General features: G+C 54.0%; 18 protein-coding genes. 10 read left to right on the forward strand and 8 right to left on the reverse strand.

Annotated elements, in window-relative coordinates:
* Positions 1-39: 39 nt before the first annotated feature.
* Positions 40-855, reverse strand: a complete 816-nt coding sequence (locus CUZ56_RS07850; protein ID WP_126979831.1) for a TatD family hydrolase — start codon at positions 853-855, stop codon at positions 40-42.
* Positions 856-1,082: 227 nt separating this feature from the next.
* On the opposite strand from CUZ56_RS07850, the gene CUZ56_RS07855 reads away from it, so the two are divergent.
* The 5 genes from CUZ56_RS07855 (at position 1,083) to CUZ56_RS07875 (ending at position 8,414) form a co-directional block, all read left to right on the forward strand.
* Positions 1,083-1,943 (forward strand): YdcF family protein, encoded by an 861-nt coding sequence (locus tag CUZ56_RS07855; protein ID WP_126979832.1) that lies wholly within the window; start codon positions 1,083-1,085, stop codon positions 1,941-1,943.
* A gap of 222 nt (positions 1,944-2,165) precedes the next feature.
* Positions 2,166-4,964 (forward strand): aconitate hydratase AcnA, encoded by a 2,799-nt coding sequence (gene acnA / locus CUZ56_RS07860; protein ID WP_126979833.1) that lies wholly within the window; start codon positions 2,166-2,168, stop codon positions 4,962-4,964.
* Between the two features lie 273 nt (positions 4,965-5,237).
* Positions 5,238-6,131: an amino acid ABC transporter substrate-binding protein gene (locus CUZ56_RS07865; RefSeq protein WP_126979834.1), complete on the forward strand. Its 894-nt coding sequence runs from the start codon at positions 5,238-5,240 to the stop codon at positions 6,129-6,131.
* A 242-nt stretch (positions 6,132-6,373) separates the two neighbouring features.
* A complete protein-coding gene (gene cuyB, locus CUZ56_RS07870; protein ID WP_126979835.1) occupies positions 6,374-7,120 on the forward strand; it encodes a cysteate racemase in 747 nt (248 codons plus the stop codon).
* 37 nt (positions 7,121-7,157) lie between these two features.
* Positions 7,158-8,414, forward strand: coding sequence for a D-amino acid dehydrogenase (locus CUZ56_RS07875; RefSeq protein WP_126979836.1), 1,257 nt, complete (start codon positions 7,158-7,160; stop codon positions 8,412-8,414).
* Between the two features lie 84 nt (positions 8,415-8,498).
* Here CUZ56_RS07875 and dmeF read toward each other — a convergent pair whose 3' ends face one another.
* Positions 8,499-9,518, reverse strand: a complete 1,020-nt coding sequence (gene dmeF, locus CUZ56_RS07880; protein ID WP_126979923.1) for a CDF family Co(II)/Ni(II) efflux transporter DmeF — start codon at positions 9,516-9,518, stop codon at positions 8,499-8,501.
* Positions 9,519-9,685: 167 nt separating this feature from the next.
* On the opposite strand from dmeF, the gene CUZ56_RS07885 reads away from it, so the two are divergent.
* Together CUZ56_RS07885 and CUZ56_RS07890 are read left to right on the forward strand one after the other, a co-directional pair.
* A complete protein-coding gene (locus CUZ56_RS07885; RefSeq protein ID WP_126979837.1) occupies positions 9,686-9,961 on the forward strand; it encodes a metal/formaldehyde-sensitive transcriptional repressor in 276 nt (91 codons plus the stop codon).
* Positions 9,958-10,743, forward strand: coding sequence for a class I SAM-dependent methyltransferase (locus CUZ56_RS07890; protein ID WP_126979838.1), 786 nt, complete (start codon positions 9,958-9,960; stop codon positions 10,741-10,743). Before CUZ56_RS07885 ends, CUZ56_RS07890 begins: the two co-directional genes overlap by 4 nt.
* Before the next feature lie 47 nt (positions 10,744-10,790).
* Here CUZ56_RS07890 and CUZ56_RS07895 read toward each other — a convergent pair whose 3' ends face one another.
* Entirely contained in the window at positions 10,791-11,141 is a 351-nt protein-coding gene (locus tag CUZ56_RS07895; protein WP_126979839.1) for an ArsC family reductase, read from the reverse strand.
* A 99-nt stretch (positions 11,142-11,240) separates the two neighbouring features.
* Between CUZ56_RS07895 and CUZ56_RS07900 the strand changes: the two genes are divergently transcribed.
* Both CUZ56_RS07900 and CUZ56_RS07905 read left to right on the forward strand, forming a co-directional pair.
* Positions 11,241-11,921, forward strand: a complete 681-nt coding sequence (locus tag CUZ56_RS07900; protein WP_126979840.1) for a GDSL-type esterase/lipase family protein — start codon at positions 11,241-11,243, stop codon at positions 11,919-11,921.
* Between the two features lie 39 nt (positions 11,922-11,960).
* Positions 11,961-12,605 carry a GDSL-type esterase/lipase family protein gene (locus CUZ56_RS07905; protein WP_126979841.1) on the forward strand — a complete coding sequence of 215 codons (645 nt, stop codon included), beginning with the start codon at positions 11,961-11,963 and terminating at the stop codon, positions 12,603-12,605.
* Between the two features lie 54 nt (positions 12,606-12,659).
* Here the strand turns inward: CUZ56_RS07905 and CUZ56_RS07910 are convergent, their stop codons facing one another.
* Positions 12,660-13,445 (reverse strand): NADPH-dependent 7-cyano-7-deazaguanine reductase QueF, encoded by a 786-nt coding sequence (locus CUZ56_RS07910; protein ID WP_162615286.1) that lies wholly within the window; start codon positions 13,443-13,445, stop codon positions 12,660-12,662.
* A gap of 39 nt (positions 13,446-13,484) precedes the next feature.
* Positions 13,485-14,261 carry a peroxide stress protein YaaA gene (yaaA, locus tag CUZ56_RS07915; RefSeq protein WP_126979843.1) on the reverse strand — a complete coding sequence of 259 codons (777 nt, stop codon included), beginning with the start codon at positions 14,259-14,261 and terminating at the stop codon, positions 13,485-13,487.
* 181 nt (positions 14,262-14,442) lie between these two features.
* On the opposite strand from yaaA, the gene CUZ56_RS07920 reads away from it, so the two are divergent.
* Positions 14,443-14,844, forward strand: coding sequence for a YchJ family protein (locus CUZ56_RS07920; protein WP_126979844.1), 402 nt, complete (start codon positions 14,443-14,445; stop codon positions 14,842-14,844).
* A gap of 188 nt (positions 14,845-15,032) precedes the next feature.
* On the opposite strand, the gene mutY is transcribed toward CUZ56_RS07920, so the two are convergent.
* From mutY to mutM, 3 genes are all read right to left on the reverse strand, one after another.
* The gene (mutY, locus tag CUZ56_RS07925; RefSeq protein WP_126979845.1) at positions 15,033-16,202 is read right to left on the reverse strand and encodes an A/G-specific adenine glycosylase; all 1,170 of its coding nucleotides are present in this window, start codon (positions 16,200-16,202) and stop codon (positions 15,033-15,035) included.
* A 31-nt stretch (positions 16,203-16,233) separates the two neighbouring features.
* Complete coding sequence (locus CUZ56_RS07930; protein WP_126979846.1) at positions 16,234-18,219, reverse strand: dynamin family protein; 1,986 nt, start codon at positions 18,217-18,219, stop codon at positions 16,234-16,236.
* Positions 18,220-18,356: 137 nt separating this feature from the next.
* A complete protein-coding gene (gene mutM / locus CUZ56_RS07935; RefSeq protein WP_126979847.1) occupies positions 18,357-19,169 on the reverse strand; it encodes a bifunctional DNA-formamidopyrimidine glycosylase/DNA-(apurinic or apyrimidinic site) lyase in 813 nt (270 codons plus the stop codon).
* Positions 19,170-19,224 lie beyond the last annotated feature (55 nt).

Genomic DNA, 19,224 nt, shown 5'->3' on the forward strand with positions numbered 1-19,224 from the left:
GGGCCTGGCATGATGCATCATCCAGGCCCTTTTTATCTTTCAGGCGAGCAAGTCTGGTAGATTAAAAAATGCTTTGGCACATGCCGTTGTTTGTGCTGCAAGCACCTGCGGCGTCACACCCCGGCAGGCAGCCGTCACGCTGAGCACTTCCGGTAAGAAAGCAGGCTCATTACGCCGGTCTGCCGGTTTGTTCTTCAATGTACGCGGCAGCAGATAAGGCCCATCGGTCTCCAGCATCAAACGGTCTGCCGGAATATCTTTTACCAGCGCTTGCAAATGCAGACCACGGCGCTCGTCACAAATCCAGCCGGTAATGCCGATGTGCAAATCCAGGTCCAGATAGCTGAACAGATCTTTTTTCTCTCCGGTAAAACAGTGCACTACCGCCGCAGGCAACTGGTCGCGAAATTCCCGCAGTATGGCAATGAACCTTTCGCAAGCATCGCGTTCATGCATAAACACCGGGTGCTGCAACTCGACTGCCAATGCAAGCTGTTGCTCAAAAACCTTTTCCTGTACCGGCCGTGGACTGAAATCACGGTTAAAGTCCAGCCCGCATTCACCCACGGCCTTCACTGTGGGGGATTGCAGCAACTGCTTGATGACTGTGGCTGTTTCATAACCCCAGTCTTTGGCATGATGCGGATGTACCCCCGCTGTACTGAATAAATGCCGCCCCTGCGAATCGTATTGCTGGCACAGTTCAAGTGCCCTGTGGCTCTCACGTTCACTGGTACCCGTTACAACCATTTGCTGCACCCGTGCCGCATACGCCCGTTGCAATACCTCGCTCACATCATGCCTGAAACGCTCACTGGTCAGGTTAATGCCGATATCAATTAAATAATCATTCATTGGATCGTCAGTCTGATCATTCACACAAAATAACGCCGATTTTAACAGTCTCCTTTCTCTACCTGCCAACCGGGCTCCTGACGATACAGGCACAGCAGCACCTACACCTCAAAACACAAAACACTGATCCCCGCTTTCATTTACATCACCCCAAGTACAAAACCTGCATATGCCTGTATCATGTCACTGACCATCAATCTGTCCCCTTCTTTTTAACGAGCTCGTCTATGGAATTAGGTTCTCTCAAGCCCGTTATCACCACCGTCATCATGCCACTGATGTTTTGGCTCAGCATGGCATTGATGGCTCTGTTTATCTTTTGCATCAAAAAAGAAAAGCATCAGGGGTTTCAGCGCGAAAACACCACAAAAAACAAACGAGGTAGAAAATACCTTGCCGCCGCTGCCATGTCCCTGCTGATCCTGTGGCTGCTCAGTTGCCATGGTACTGCGGTGTTGCTGTCACGCTGGTTGCTACCGGCAACCACGGCCCTGCAACCGGGCGATATTCAGCAACTGCGCCACAACCTGCTGGCAGGCAAACCAGCCGCCATCATTGTGCTGGGCGCTGGCGTGCAATCCCAGGCAGCAGAGTATGACGGGCAACCGGCACTTTCCCCTTACGCACTGGAGCGCCTGGTCTACGGCATTCATCTGGCACGGCAAACCGGCCTGCCCCTGGGTTACAGCGGCGGGCAAGGCTGGGCCCAGTCAGCACCAGACAGCCCGGAAGCCAAAGCCGCATTACGCACCGCACAAGAATTAGGCGTGCCTTTGCGCTGGATAGATGCTACATCACGCGATACACGGGAAAACGCCGTCAACACCGCCGCCATGCTGCATGCCGAAAACATAACGCATGTCGTACTGGTCACACAGGCCTGGCATATGCCGCGCGCCGTCAGCGCTTTTCAAAAAACCGGCCTGGCCGTTACGCCTGCGCCGGTCGGTTTTATTCGACCCTATGCCAACTTCTGGCTGGAGTGGCTGCCATCCGCTTCGGGGCTTTCAACCACCAGCACCGTACTGCGCGAATGGATTGGACTGCAAGTTCAACGGTTCCAACATCCATCGACTGCTACAGAATAAACCCTGATACAACCTGTATGTGCTTTATTGGATACTTAAGAATCTCCCGAATGCCTTGTTTTCATGCGGTGCACAATGAAATGAATATGTACACAGATTTTGTGCCTACCGCACCCCTGCCAGCACTCTTATCTGCATTTAGGTTCATAATCTCAACGTACAACTCGAATGCTGATGTTTAGCAATTACATATAAAACCATAAACATAAGGAGATCTTCGCGATGAACATCCTCTCCAAACTCGTCGACAAATATATACCAGTCCAACATCCATTTGCCGATACGCTGCAATCATTCAAAACCGCCTCAGGAAAAGAAGGCAAGTTCTATTCACTGCCCGCGCTGAGCCAGCACTTTCCCCAGATTAACAAACTGCCCGTTTCCATACGCATTGTTTTAGAGAGCGTGCTGCGCAACTGCGACGGTAAAAAAGTCACCAAAGAACATATTGAGCAACTGGCCAACTGGCAGCCCAATGCGCCGCGTGTGGATGAAATTCCGTTTGTACTGGCGCGCGTAGTGCTGCAGGACTTCACTGGCGTACCCCTGCTGGCTGACCTGGGCGCCATGCGCACCACGGCCAAAAACATGGGCAAGAACCCGAAAGTGGTGGAGCCGCTGGTGCCTGTCAACCTGGTCGTTGACCATTCGATCATGGTCGACTACTTCGGCTCCAAAAATGCGCTTGACCTGAACATGAAACTTGAATTCCACCGCAACAAGGAACGCTATCAGTTCATGAAGTGGGGCATGCAGGCCTTTGATACTTTTGGCGTGGTGCCTCCCGGCTTTGGTATTGTGCACCAGGTCAACCTGGAATATCTGGCACGCGGTGTGCACAAAAACAAAGACAACGTGTACTACCCCGATACGCTGGTTGGCACCGACAGCCACACCACCATGATCAACGGCATTGGCGTGGTGGGCTGGGGCGTGGGTGGTATCGAAGCCGAAGCCGCCATGCTTGGGCAACCATATTATTTCCTCACCCCCGATGTTGTCGGCTTTGAATTCAAGGGCCAGTTGCGCGAAGGCGTTACCGCCACCGACCTGGTGCTCACCGTCACAGAACGTCTGCGCCAGGAAAAAGTGGTCGGCAAGTTTGTTGAGTTTTTTGGTGAAGGCACCGGTCATCTATCCGTGACAGACCGCGCCACCATTGGCAACATGGCGCCTGAATATGGTGCCACCATGGGCTTTTTCCCGGTCGATCACAAAACCCTGGATTACTTCAGAGGTACCGGGCGAACCGACGAAGAAATCGAAGCGTTTGAAGCCTATTTCAAAGCCCAGGGACTTTTTGGTGTGCCGCGCGATGGCGATATCAATTACACCCAGGTGGTTACGCTGGATCTTTCCACCGTTGCCCCCAGCCTGGCAGGCCCGAAACGTCCGCAGGACCGCATCGAAATCGGCCACGTCAAAAGCAAATTCATTGAGCTGTTCAGCGCCCCCATCAAAGACAACGGCTTCAACCAGCCGGCACAAAAGCTTGAAGAACTGTACAGCCTGGACAGCAGCAATGTGGTCACCGAAGCCACACCTGCGAACGATGTCATTAAAAACGGTGACATCCTGATTGCAGCCATTACCTCGTGTACCAACACCTCCAACCCCAGCGTCATGCTGGCGGCCGGGCTGCTGGCAAAAAAAGCAGTGGCGGCCGGACTGAAGGTGAAAAAGAACATCAAAACCTCACTTGCCCCCGGATCGCGCGTGGTCACGGAATACCTGACGCAGACCGGCTTACTGCCCTATCTGGAACAGCTCGGGTTTGATGTGGCTGCCTACGGCTGTACCACCTGTATCGGCAATGCCGGTGACCTGAAACCCGAAATCAACAAAGCCATCATCCAGAATGATCTGGTATGTGCCGCGGTGCTTTCAGGCAACCGTAATTTTGAAGCCCGTATCCATCCCAATATCAAAGCCAACTTTCTGGCCAGCCCGCCACTGGTGGTTGCGTATGCCATTGCCGGCAACATGACGGTTGACCTGATGACCGAGCCGGTAGGCCAGGGCCATGGCGGTAAAGATGTGTATCTGGGCGACATCTGGCCCAGCAGCGACGAAATTGAAGCACTGCTCAAGTTTGCCATGAATGGTCCGGAGTTCCGCGAGAACTATGAAAAGGTCAACACCGACCCCGGCAAACTGTGGTCCCAGATCAAATCGATCTCAGGCAACGTGTACTCATGGCCAGAGAGCACCTACATTGCTGAACCACCGTTCTTCAAGGACTTCACTTTGGAGCCCCAGCACCCGCCTGCAGGGGCAGAACTGGGGGTCAAAGGCGCACGCATCATGGCGCTGTTCGGCGACTCCATCACTACCGACCATATCTCCCCGGCCGGCTCAATCAAAGAAAGCTCTCCGGCCGGGCTCTATCTGCTCTCGCATGGTGTTCAGAAAGCCGACTTCAACTCTTACGGCTCACGCCGGGGCAACCATGAGGTCATGATGCGTGGTACCTTTGCCAACGTGCGCATTAAAAACCTGATGCTCCCGCCCAAAGAAGACGGCAGCCGTGAAGAAGGTGGCTACACGCTGATGCAACTGGATGGTGTTAACAAAGGACAGAAAACCACCATCTACGACGCTGCCATGCAATACATTGAAGCCCAGGTGCCGACCGTGATTTTTGGCGGTGAAGAATACGGCACCGGCTCCAGCCGCGACTGGGCGGCCAAAGGCACGCTGCTGCTGGGCATCAAGGCCGTGATTGCGCGCAGTTTTGAGCGTATCCACCGCTCCAATCTGGTTGGCATGGGTGTGCTGCCCTTGCAGTTCAAAGGCAGCGACTCATGGGAAAAACTCAAACTGCAAGGCAATGAAACCATTGACATCATTCTGGGCATGGAACTCAAACCCCAGGCCGATGCCAAACTGGTGGTAACCCGGGCCAATGGTGAGCAGGAGGTTGTCATGCTGACACTGCGTATTGATACGCCGATTGAAGTGGAATACTATCAGCACGGAGGCATCCTGCCATTTGTCCTGAGGCAGTTGCTTGCTTCCTGACACCACAACGGTGCGTCAGGGAAATCCCTGTAGCACCGTTTTGATGCGCTCGCGGATTTAATCCCGCGATTCAGGACCAAACGGGCTGCTTTTCTGGGCATGTTCTGGCACAGAAAATGCATTTGTTTTTACGACATTGGCACATGGTATAAATTGGCTCAAACCGCTGTCCCACCGTCATCATGGGAATGCGTTATAGACAGATGGCTGGAATTAATTTACGCTATGATGTCCAACACTTACAACTACACCTTATAGATAGGAGAGCAATTCATGAAGTTTCTGAAAACTACTCTGGCTTTGGCAATCGGTTCCACCATGGCACTGGCTGTTCAGGCTCAAAGTTCGGGCACCTTGGACAGAATTCGTTCCAGCGGCACCATGACCATCGCCTACCGCGATGCATCCATCCCATTCTCATACCTGGATGACAAAGCCCAACCAACCGGCTTTGCCTGGGAGCTCTCCCAAAAGATTGCCGCAGCCGTTCAAAAAGAACTGGGGCTGGCAAACCTGACCATCAAACCACAGGCTGTCACCTCTGCCAACCGTATTCCTCTGATGGTCAATGGCACCATTGACATCGAATGCGGCTCCACCACCAACAACACCACCCGTGGCAAAGACGTCAGCTTCTCTGTCAACTACTTCTACACCGGTACCCGCTTCCTGGTGAAAACCAGTTCCGGCATCCAGTCGCTGGAAGACCTGCGTGGCAAGACTCTGGTTTCCACACTGGGCACCACCAACCTGCAATTGCTGCGCACGCTCAATACAGAAGACAAGCTGGGCATCAACATCACCACCGCCAAAGACCACGATGCATCTTTCCTGAACGTGCAGCAAGGTCTGGCTGATGCATTCGGCATGGACGACATCCTGCTGTACGGCCTGCGCGCAGCAGCGGCCAAACCTACGGACTTTGCCGTGGTCGGCAAACCCATCCAGGTTGAACCGTATGCCTGTATGGTGCGTAAAGATGACCCAGCGTTTAAAGCCGTGGTGGACAAAGCCATTATCGGTTTGATGGAAAGCGGCGAGTTCACCAAGATGTACGAACAGTGGTTCACCAAACCGATTCCTCCCAAAGGTATCAACCTGGAACTGCCTATGTCTGAAGAACTCAAGGCCAACCTGACCGCACATTCTGACAAACCCGCGAACTAATCAGCACGGGCAAGTCCGTTTGCAGCGGATAGGAAAATCCCAAGTGGCAGGAACCCCTGCCACTTTTTTTATAGGGACTTTCCATGACATTACCATGACTGTAACACTCTCTTTTACGACGCCTTTGCATCAGGCATACAATACAAATCAGACAGCGTCTTTTCTCTGCATAAACAATTACCGCGAATACCCAGAAAAGACACGAACACTTCATCTACATTTTTAATTTGCGCTGGTCCATCGTGAATACATTGCGTCATTTTGATACACCGCCCTCCATGAATGGCCTGGTAGGCGTTCTGGGTGGTATGGGGCCTTTGGCCACACTCGACTTTTTTCAGAAAATGATTGCGGCCACACCGGCACAGTGCGACCAGGAGCATGTGCCTGTCATTATCAGTTCCATCCCGCAAATCCCCGATCGCACACAAGCCTATCTGGGGCAAGGCCCATCGCCACTGCCAGCACTGGTAGAGTGCGGACAACGGCTGATTACTGCTGGCGCCGAGTTGATCGTCATTCCCTGCAATACCGCGCACCTGTGGTTTGCAGATATTGAAGCTGCACTGCAAATACCCATGCTGCATATTGCAGATGCCGCGCTGGAACAGGTCAAGGCCCCTGCCAAGCAGACGCCTGCCGTAGGCCTTCTGGCAACACAGGCCACCATCGAATCCGGGCTGTATACCAACCGGGCTCAAGAAACCGGCCACCCCGTGCAATGGCTGTTGCCCACCACACAGGAAATGGAAACACTCGTCATGCCGGGAATCCGCGCAGTCAAAGCCGGCAACCTCATACTGGGGCAAGACTTGCTGGCCGCAGCCGGCCGTGCGCTGGAATTGCGCGGCGCAACAGCCCTGATCATGGGATGCACCGAAATCCCGCTGGTGCTGCCAAATAGTGGCCTGGAAATTGCATTGATTGATGCAACCGATGCTTTAGCCCGTGGCGCAGTGGCCTGGTCAACTGCCCGGCGTGGCAGGTAAGCTGAAACAAAATCATTTTTTACCGGAGTATTGCACAATGACATACGGTCGTGTTTGTATTGTGGGCGCAGGTATTGTGGGCAGCGCCAGTGCGTTTGCACTGGCCAGAGGCGGCTGGGATGTCACCCTGGTTGACAGCGCGGAAGGCCCGGGCCTGGGCACCAGTTTTGCCAATGGCGCACAACTAAGCTACAGCTATGTGGAGCCACTGGCCACCCCTGATGCGCTGGCATCCCTGCCCAAATGGCTGCTGGATGCTTCCAGCCCGCTCAAATGGCACCCCCGAATGGAGTTTGCCCATGCCTGCTGGCTGGCCCAGTTTACCGCCTGCTGCCGGCCCTCCATGGTGAAAAAAACGACCGAAGCGCTGCTGGCCCTCTCCTTCCTGTCACGCGACACACTGCACCAATGGCTGCCGGAACTACCGGACCAGGAACAACTGTCTTTTACCCAAACCGGCAAACTGGTTATTTACCGTAATGAAAAATCGCGCGAGCATGTGCAAAACCAGTTGAACTGGCAGGCCAGAATGGGCTGTAAACAGAAAATCGTTTCTGCACAGGAATGCATCGAACTCGAACCCGCACTGGCAGCCACAGGGGGCGGCACAATTGCGTTTGGCGTCTGGACCGCCGAGGAAGAAGCCATTGACGCCCACACCCTCAGCCGTGCCCTGGCACAGGCCAGCGGCGCACAATGCCTGTACAACTGCGCCATTCAACGCATTGAAACGGCGCATGGCCAGGTCACCGCACTCATTACACGCGACAAGCAGCGCATTGAAGCCGACCATTTTGTCATCGCCACCGGCCCTGACAGCAACAAACTGCTGCGGCCGTTACACATTGCCCTGCCGATTGAGCCGATCCGCGGTTTCAGCATCACACTGCCCATCATCAAACCAGAAGCCGCACCCGTCGTCAATATCACTGATACCAGCCGCAAAACCGTGCATGCACGTTTGGGCAATATGCTGCGCTCGGCCGGGTTTGCCGAACTCTGCGGCTGGAATACACAATTGAATGCGGCGCGCATCGAGGCACTGTGCCAGTATGTACAGGCCACTTTTCCAGGTGCCTGTGACCTGAGCCAGCCCCATGCATGGGCAGGCCTGCGCCCAACCACGCCCAGCGGCCGCCCGATTGTCAGCGGCACCCCGTTACGTAACCTGTGGTTGAACACCGGGCATGGTTCTTTGGGGCTGACTCTGGCAGCAGGCAGTGCCAACGTGCTGGAAAAACTCATGACGGGCCAGACCCCGACCATTCCATCAACGCCTTACCGTTATAAATGAAATAAGCCCCCATCAGAAGGCTGAGAGAGCTCAGTTGTGCTTATTGCTTACCAGGGCGTGTAACACGCCCTGATTGGCTCCATATCAGCCGGCATAACGTTCATTCTTCCCATCCGAACCAGCCCCATGCTGCGGCCGGTTGATCTCCACAGTAATATGCACCAGTTCATCATGCACCGACAACATCCGCCGCACATCCTGCGGAGTGATATCACTTGCCGTGACAATTCCCACAATGCAGGCATACTTGTCCTTGCCCACACGCCAGACATGCAGATCACCAATCTGCAACTGCAAGTCTTTGGCATCCTTTTCTATCACCTCCCTGATCTCATCGACCACAGGGGCATCCATCTCCGCATCCAACAAAACCCGGCCACTCGCCCGTATCAGCCCGATCGCCCAGAACGTGATCAGCATGGCCCCCACAATACCCATCACCGGGTCCAGCCAGTCAGCACCCCAGAATTTGCCGCACACCAGTGCCACAATGGCCAGTACAGAAGTTGCCGCATCGGCAATCACATGCATATAGGCTGAACGCAGATTCAAGTCCTGCCCGCCATGGTCATGTTGGTATTCATGATGATGATCATGCGCAGCGCCATGATGATGATGGTGGTGATGCCCATGCTCTCCGCCTTTAAGCAGCCAGGCACAAACCACATTCACCAGCAGGCCCAGAATTCCCACCGCAATGGCTTCGTTGTAATGAATCGGCAACGGCTCAACAATGCGCTGCACCGATTGCACCAGCATTGCCAGAGCCACCAGTACCAGAAGAATGGCACTGGTGTATCCCCCCAGAATCTCAATCTTCCAGGTGCCGAACGCAAACCGGCTGTCCGCTGCATACTTGCGGGCAAAAATATATGCGAGCAATGCCAGCCCCAGCGCCAGCACGTGTGAACTCATGTGCCAGCCATCGGCCAATAGTGCCATCGAGCCAAACGCATAACCGGCAGTGATCTCAATGACCATCATGACAGCCGTCAATATCACTGCACGTTTGGTATTGCGCTGTGCCAGCGGGTTCCCGTCATCGAACACGTGTGTATGAAATTGCAGATTTTTTTGTGGTAAAGAGTCGGTTGATGCGCTCATCATGGTTTTGAACTATACGCTATGTATAATATACTATACCCCAGTATATATTTATCTGGCAAATGAAAAAATCAACATTACACAACTACTTGGGTTTACCTGTCCACACAAGCCATCAATATTCGCTATGATCAATACACATCAACAGCCAACAGGAAAGAGCTGACATGGCACACACCATCCGTGACAAACAGAAACTGCTGACCCGTGTACGGCGCATCAGCGGCCAAGCGCAGGCGCTGGAAAAAGCGCTGAATGAGCAAGTGGATTGTTCACAGATATTGCAGCAAATTGCAGCGATTCGCGGTGCCGTCAACGGGCTGATGACCGAAGTACTGGATGGGCATATCCGCGAACATGTCGCGCGCGATGGCGTACCGCAGGTACAGCGTGCAAAAGACCTGGAACAGATTTCACGTCTTCTGCGCTCCTACCTGAAATGAGCACACCACAGCCCGAGCCGTCCTTTAAAGACCATTTTTCCGTAGCGTCAGACAAATATGCTGCGCACCGGCCGACCTACCCTGCGGCCCTTGCAGAATATCTGGCAGGCATCAGCCCAAACACCCGGCTGGCGCTCGATTGCGGTTGCGGCACCGGCCAGCTTTCCACGCTGCTGGGCAACCGTTTTCAACAGGTCATTGCCACCGACGCCAGCCCACAGCAGATTGCCAATGCACAGCCGCATGCACGTGTGAGCTACCGGGTTGCTACAGCAGAACACAGTGGTCTGCCGGACGCCTGTGCCGACCTGATCACCGTTGCCCAGGCCGCACACTGGTTAAACCTGGAATTGTTTTATGCGGAGGCCCGCAGAGTAGCACGACCACATGCTGTAATTGCACTGATCACCTATGGTGTGCTGCATGTGGAAGGCCCTGTCGACGCGATTGTGCAGCAGTTTTACCATGATGTCATCGGCCCGTACTGGCCAGCCGAGCGACGCCATGTGGAAGAAGGCTACCGTAACCTGCCCTTTCCTTTTGCCAAAATCGCCGCGCCGGTATTTGCCATGACCGCACAGTGGCGCCTGGACGATTTGCTGGGCTATATTGATACATGGTCAGCCGTGCAGGCAGCCCGAAAAGCCGTTGGCATAGAAACCGTGCACACTTTTCAGCACGAAATCACCCTGAAATGGGGGGCCAGCGAGCAACGCCGTACCATCACATGGCCACTGTCGATGCGTGTGGGACACATATCACACCACCACACGCCCCCATAAAACCCAGCCCCCCCCTTACCTACTTCAGCATGACCATGCATCGCCTGTCATGAAAGCTTTTGTGCCCACTCGTTTTCATCGAACCCAAGCAACAGCGCTTTTTTACCTTTAACCACCAATGGCCGCTTGATCACACTGGGTGAAGCCAGCATCAGCGCTTTGGCACTTGACGCATCTGTCACTGCTGCCTGCTCTTCAGGACTGAGCTTGCGCCATGTGGTTCCCCTGCGGTTCACCAGTGCCTCCCAGCTCAGTTGCTTGATCCAGTCATCCAGCAAATCTGCCGGAACGCCCTGTTTTTTATAGTCATGAAACTCGTAGGCAATCTGATGCTCATCCAGCCAGACACGCGCTTTTTTAACCGTGCTGCAATTGGTAATACCGTAAACTTTCAGCATATCCTGTTTCCTTTAGCTCAAATTTTTCTATCTCATGGCCCAGCCACAGATCTTCAGGAAACAGTATACTGACAACCGATTTCCCCCACATACCTCACCATGTCCTTATTAGAACGTCGTCACTTTTTAAATATTGCTCTAGGCGCATTCTCTGCCGGATGCACCGGTTTTCTGGGCGCCTGTGCCAGACCCAATCCTCCTTTAGCCACCGTCTTATCAGGTTCGACGGTGCTGGCCCTGGGAGACTCCCTGACTTTTGGCACCGGTGCCAGCCCTGAAACCAGCTACCCCGCCGTATTGGCGCAAATTACCGGCTGGAATGTGATCAACGCGGGAATCCCCGGTGAAGTCTCTGCCCGGACATTAAGGCGCCTGCCCAGACTGCTGGAAAAATACAACCCGCACCTGGTGCTGACCTGCATCGGCACCAATGACTTTTTCACCCAGTTGCCCGAAGACAGCATCTACGCCAATATCTTCAACATCTGCGATCGAATCAAAACAGCATCGACACAGCAAATGCTGATTGCCGTGCCCGATTTCATCCGCAACCCGAAAATGATTCCCCCGCTTGAAGATGCTCCCATGTACCAGCGCATTGCCCAGGCGCTGGATATTCCATTGCAGCAAGGCGCACTGGCGCAGGTACTCATGCAACCCGGCCTGCGTTCTGATGCGATTCATGCCAATGCCAAGGGCTATGCGCTGTTTGCCCAGTTGATCGCCCAGTCCTTGCACACAGCCGGGCTGTGGAACGGCCTGTCCGGCAACCGTACCTGATATACTTAAAACTGTTTTAATTTAGCCTCCACCCAGCTTATGCAACGCCGCCATTTTCTGCAATTTTCACTTGGTAGCCTGATATTAGGCACGCTAGCCGCCTGCGGTAATGATGAACCGCAGCTCATAGCGATTCCTGCCGGAGCCACGGTACTGGCCCTGGGCGACTCCATCACATACGGTTACGGTGCCAACCCCCAGACCAGCTACCCGGCTGTATTGGCGCAGATCACCGGCTGGAACGTCATCAACGCCGGGGTGTCCGGTGACACCACAGAAGGTGCATTAAAACGCCTGCCGGGTTTGCTGCAACAATACGCCCCGAAACTGGTACTGACCAGCATTGGCGGCAATGACTTTTTGCGCCGTGTGCCGGAAGCTACCACCCGCAGCAACCTGATCGCCATCTGCCGGCAGATCAAGGACAGCGGTGCACAAAACATGCTCATTGCCGTACCCAAACCCTCACTGGTGGGGGCCAGTGTCGGCTCGTTAAGCGACCATCCGATGTACGCTGAAGTGGCAAAAGAAATGAACATCCCACTGCAAAAAGGCGGCTGGGCTGATGTTTTATCGGACGCCAGCCTGCGCTCTGACCAGATTCATGCCAATGCACGGGGCTATGCGCGTTTTGCAGAGTTGCTTGCGGCATCTTTACGCGAAACCGGCCTGCTCAAACGCTGATTTAACCCCATTGCCCTGCCCAGCCCCTTTGGGATCAGGGCTCCTGATGACGGACTATTGACGCACCAGCCGCTGCATCGGTGGCAATGCTTGCGGGGCGCTGCAACGCAGCGGGTTCACATCCATGCCATGGCGGCGGGTAAACCGTGCATATACAAACAGACGCTGCGGCTGACACGCCCTGAGTACATCCATGTATATGCGTTCAATACAGGTTTCAGCCTCCATGCGCTCCATCCGGTAACTGACCAGGTAACGCAACAGCCCCGCATGTTCAATTGGCGCACCGGTATAAGCCACGCGCACACTGGCCCACAGGGCTGCTCCGGTTGCCGGGTCTGACACCCGCAGCAGGTTACTGGTCAGCACTTCCGTATGCGGCTGCTGTTCACTGTCTTTTTTCAGCAGACTTGCATCTGCGCCCTCATACTGGTCCAGTTCAACAAACAGGCGGTCAAGCGAAGTGCCGTCAAACTCCGTGCACAATTCTTCTTGCTCAAAAGCATCATGCTCAATCAAATCTACACTGACGCTGCAATCAGTCACCCGGCTCAAATCGTCTGCCAGCAATTTTTTCAGCGCATCGCTCGAATCCAAACGCTGCATCGCCAACCCGTTGAAATATGCCTGCAGTACCGCCGGGTTGAATGAATACACAGACTGGCACGGAACCACCCAGCGCAGCAATGCAATCTGCGGTTTACCCCAGCGGTTCAGCCACGATATTTCATAGCCATTCCAGACATCGGCCCCGGTAAAAGGTACCGTCTGCCCCTGCTTCAAACCAATGGCTTCGCGCTGCCTGAGCTGGCGCATTGCCTTTAACAACTGTTCATCCATACCCGTATTCACCATCAATGGCAGCCATCAGCCTGCGATTTATGCAGCCTGCCGGCGGCGAAACACCATGCGCCCAGAATCTGAAACCGCGCTGTCATAGGCATACCCGTCCAGGTCAAACTTCTGCAGTGCCTGTGGTGTTTTCGCCCGTTTTTCAATGGCATAACGCATCATCAGGCCACGCGCACGCTTGGCATAAAAACTCACAATCTTATAAGTCCCGTTTTTAAATTCTTCAAATACACACTGCACCACGCGTGCTTTCAGCGCCTGCGTATCAACGGCCTTGAAATACTCTTCAGAAGCCAGGTTGATCACTACAGGCGTTTTTTCCTGCACCAGCCGCTCATTCAGGGCTGATGTAACTTTATCCTGCCAATACGCATACAAATCCTTGCCACGCGGATTCACCAGCTTCACGCCCATCTCCAACCGGTAAGGCTGCATCCAGTCCAGGGGCCTGAGCACACCATACAGTCCCGAGAGAATCAGCAGGTGTTCCTGCGCCCACTGCAACTGGTCTTCACTTAAACCCGCCGCATTCAAACCATCATACACATCGCCATTAAAAGCCAAAGCCGCCTGTTTACTGTTTTTGGCTGTAAATTGGGAGCTCCAGGCCTGATAGCGCGCCACATTCAATGCCGCCAGCTTGTCAGAAATACCCATCAGCGAAGCCACCTGTGCCGGGGTTTTCTCACGCATGATGCCAATCAATTCGGCAGCCTCCTTTTTAAACCGGGGCTGCGTATGCAGTGCTGTTACCGCTGGCGTATCATAATCCAGTGATTTGGCGGGGGACAGTAAAAACAACATGGCAGGCTCACTCCTGATCAAAATAACCAATCCATCAAAATTACAGCTATGAAAGTTTACCTTCAATGGTTGCGGCATGAATCTGTCGTGCCCCAAACCCCGGACTTTTGTAGCAATACACGGCACATGAACAACAACACCATTGAAATGACGGCCTGCTTTTTGCCTGATAATACACCCCATGAAAAAGCGATCTGCCCCTCTTTCGTGCCCCTGTGCAAGCGGCCACACCTATGAGCAATGCTGCCAGCGCTGGCACGATGGCACTCAACTCCTGCAGGCGCCGGACGCCGTATCGCTGATGCGCTCACGCTACAGCGCTTTTGTATTTGACCTGCGCCCTTATTTACTGGCAACATGGCACCCGCGAACACGGCCACAGACAATTGACCCACCCGATCCTGAATTGAAATGGATCGGCCTTCAGATCTGCAGCCATCAGCAGCAGGATGACACGCACGCCACTGTGGAGTTCATTGCCAAATACCGTATACGGGGCAAGGCACACCGGCTGCATGAACTCAGCCGTTTTGAACGCATCAGCGGGCAATGGTATTATGTAGACGGCGAATTTCAGGAATAACCGCCAACACCCTGAAACGCCTGAAACTGCCTTGGCCACATGAAGCCTGATGTCTGTTTCATTGGTCGTCTTCAGCAGTACCAGAGTTTCACGGAATCATCTGCCTATATACACACTCATTCGAGAAATACACGGAGTTTCAAACCACCTGGACTACGCTTGGAAAAGTCTGGAAAACTAAGCCCTATTCAGGGGGCAAAAAGATCTGACTGCGGTGCCTGCGCCATTTCCAGCAACCGCCTGACCGGTGCCGGCAGCCCAAGCGCCGGCCACTCCTGCAAGCTGAACCAGTTCCCCTGCAATTCCTGCAACACGGTGGGCAGATTCAGCGCCTGACGCCGGCTTAACTTGACCATTGCCGGTTGCAGCATCCAGTCCATATGGGTAAGCACATGTTTAAACGCCGGTAACTCGGTCACCTGCTCAGCGTTCATTGCATAGACCACATCGGTACGCTGTTGCACACTTTCAAATACCGGCATGCTGTAAAGCCCACCCCATATTCCTTTAGCGGGCCGGGGTGCCAGCCAGACCCCCAGCGGAGAAACCAGCCACAGCAGATAACCGGAATGCACGCTACGCTTGACCTTGCGCGTTTTCACCGGATATGCCAGTTCCGTGCCAGACTGATGCGCCCGGCAGACCTGGGCCACAGGACACAGGTCACACTGCGCGCGCCTTGGCTGGCATAAGCTGGCGCCCAGATCCATCAGCCCCTGGGTATAGCTTGCCATGGCCGTCATCGACGCATTCTGATATTTGCGCACCAGTGCTGGTTTTGGCGCCAGCATCTGCGCCAGGGTCCACAGTTCACGGTCTGCAGCGGTAGTCGAAATATCTTCGCCATAGCCAAGCGTGCGGGTCAGCACACGTTTGACATTGCCATCCAGAATGGACACACGCTCATCAAAACAAAATGCCGCAATGGCTGCTGCCGTGGAACGGCCAATGCCGGGCAATTCCATCAGCAAAGCCATCTGTGCCGGAAATTCTCCGCCATACTCCTGCACGACCACCTGCGCACACCGGTGCAAATTGCGTGCCCGGCTATAGTAGCCCAAACCGCTCCAAAGACTCAGTACCTCATCCTGGCTGGCAGCAGCCAATGCCTGCACATCGGGAAACAATGCTAAAAACCGTGGGTAGTAATTTAAAACCGTACTCACCTGCGTTTGCTGCAGCATGATCTCGGAAAGCCAGACACGATAAGGATCGCGCGTTTGCTGCCATGGCAGATCATGCCTGCCGTGCACCTGTTGCCACATCACCAGGGACGAAGCAAACCGACTCGTTATTTTGGCGGCAGTGTCCGCAAAACATGCCGAACCTGCTACGGTGTTTTTTTTCGCAGCAGGCATTCAGAAATCAACCATTTGGCAGCGCGGGCCGTTACGTTGCAACCGGTGCATCGCTTTCATCTTCCTGAGATGAATCCACCAAAGGTTTATAGCCCAGAGAGCATTGCTCCAGGCCAGATATCCGCGTATCAAATTCCTCTTGCAGTTGCGATAATTGCTGATATTGCTGCTCCATTTCCTCAATACGCTCATCCAGCGGCTCTTTGGCGGTCTGAACCCGCTGAATACCCTCGTAAAGATGTTGTATCGAGCCTTCAAGGTCCTGTATCTGTACAACCAGAACCCCATACGTATTGTTACTCCACAAATCCAGCATATCGAATGCCTCGTCGAAAACCGAACGCACCCGTGTCAGCAGAGTCCGAAACATCTGCTCTGCATAGTGAGGCCGGCGCAAACGCAACACCTGGTTGATGCCGAAAAAATTCTCATGCCGTTTGTGCAGCATTTCCACATCGCTGAGCAATGCATCAACGCCCGGCGCCTGTGGTACTGAAAGCTTGATGCCGTACTCTTTTTCCAGCAACTGCATGTCATTTTTTAAAATGGTCTCAAACTCAACAATCAGCTTGGACAGCCGCTGTGCTCGCTTATTTAACGCGGCCATGGCCTCTTCAAAAACCTTGGTCATACTCAAACGCATGCCCGAATCACGCGAGGCAATAGACAGCTCGGCCATATCCTCATCAATGGCCTCGTGGTCCATCATGTGCTCAATTTTTTTCAGTTTCTTCTTCTGCCCATGCCGCAGTGCAGAAGCCTGCTTACGCAATGAATCCAGCGCCTCTTTCTGCGCTACGATTTTCAGCGTAACCTGTTTGATGATATCGGTGTTTTTGCCATGCAACCCGTTCAGTTCGTTCAACTGTTTTTTCAGGTTGCTTTGGCGGTTGATCAACCGCTCTTTGACATAGATACGCAGTTCATCAATTCCCGAAGCCAGCACCTGCTGGAGAATCTGCTGGCGCTTTGGCAGCAGATCTCTGACCAGCAACCGCTCCACAAACGGCAGCCTGCTGTCCTGAAGCAGTTGAAAATCATTTTTGATTTTCCCCACCAGGCCCTTCTGGGCAGACACGCCTAAAATCCGGTTCAGCGGCACACCCAGTAATGCCGCGCAGTTTTCCCGCTGCTGTTGCAACTGCTGGCGCGCCTGTACGGGTGTTAACAAACCATCCCACAACACATCAATCTTGTTGAGCAGCACATAACAGGGCCGGTCGGCCACATTCGGCCCGCTCAGATAGTTTTTCCAGATTTGCAGATCTGAACGTGTCACACCGGTATCTGCCGCCAGAATAAAAAATATGGCATGCGCCTGCGGCAGCAAATCCAGCGTCAGTTCAGGCTCCACCCCTACGGTATTCAAGCCGGGGGTGTCCAGAATGGAAATACCCCGCTTGAGCAGGGGGTGCGGATAATTGACAATGGCATGGCGCCATTTGGGAATTTCGACCAGCCCCTGCGCGTTCACGGAAGGGTTCTGCTCTGCATTCTCCTCATCCCAAAGGCCCAGATCAGCGGCTTCTTTCGGCGTGACATAATACCGCTCGCTGACTTTCATCATGGATTCAGCCAGGCGATCCATATCGTCAATATCGAGCGGCTCCTCCACCCAGGCGCTGTCATGTTCATAGCGCCACTCCGCCAGCGGAATATTCTGGCGCCGGGTTTCCAAGGGCAACAGACGAATGCAGGGAGGAAGATTTTTGTCATATCCGATTTCAACCGGACACATCGTGGTACGCCCCACCGAGGCCGGCATGATGCGGCGCCCGCCATTGGCAAAGAAAATGGCATTGATCAGCTCGGACTTCCCACGCGAGAATTCGGCAACAAACGCCACATTCAGCTGGTGGGCCTGCAAACGGGAGCGCATTTCCCCCAGCAGATTGCGGATTTGCTCATCTGTGAGATCATGCCGGTGCAGCCATTCCTCCAGCAGGTCCAGTTGAACCAAGTTCTCCTGTTGCCACTGATCCAGATGACTGAGTCCACTCGCAAGAATATCGCTCACACCTCTAACCCTTCGTCCTACTCTTTATTCGTTATTTTATCTTTTTGGGCCATTTCCCTCAGCTTACCGGCCAGAAACCGGCCCAAGGGCTGCCGCCTCATCGTTCATGATAGCAATATCGCCAGTTTTCCCCAACTTTATTTTTGACAATTCCGGCAAAAATAGGTCGAACGCTGCCCCTGCCGAAGCATATTGATCGGGCGCCCGCATTGTAAACAGGGTTCACCGGCACGGCCATATACCTGTGCCTGCAACTGAAACCAGCCATATTCGCCATGGGAATTGCGAAAATCCCGCAGTGTCGTCCCGCCCTGCCTGATGGCTTCACTGAGCACCTGCTGAATCGTGCCTGCGAGTTTTTGGGCTTTGGGTTTGCTCACCTTACACGCCGGTTTTCTGGGGTCGATCCCGGCCCGAAACAAAGCCTCACTGGCATAAATGTTTCCAACGCCAACCACCACATCGCCTGCCAGCAAAACCTGTTTGATCGATGCCTGGCGCCGCTTGAGCGCGGCAGCGAACGCCTGCACATCAAAATCCGGATCGAGCGGTTCAGCCCCCAATCCACCCAAAAGCTTGAGCGCAGCCCCGCTGTCCTGCGAGGCAGACCACACCACAGCGCCAAAACGGCGCGGATCATGCAACCGCAAAACCCCATGCGTCGTATGCAAATCAAAGTGGTCATGCGCTGCAGGTGCCGGCAATTGCTCGGCAAACACCAAGTGCCCTGACATCCCCAGGTGTATCAGCAAAACACCGTCATCCAGGTCCAAAATCAGGTATTTACCGCGCCGCCGTACCTGATATATGGTTTGCTGCAACAGTTGCTCGGGCGCACAGCCCAGCGGCCAGCGCAATGGTTTGCCCATGCGGACAGATACAATCTGTGCATGGCTGATTCGCGCCATGAAACTCTGGCGCGTTACTTCAACTTCGGGTAATTCAGGCATATGACAAGCAGGTTGACCCTTTTGTAGTCTTCTCAAAATCAGCCATTATTGTACT

The organism is Saezia sanguinis, from assembly GCF_003991585.1.
Lineage (GTDB): Bacteria > Pseudomonadota > Gammaproteobacteria > Burkholderiales > Burkholderiaceae_C > Saezia > Saezia sanguinis.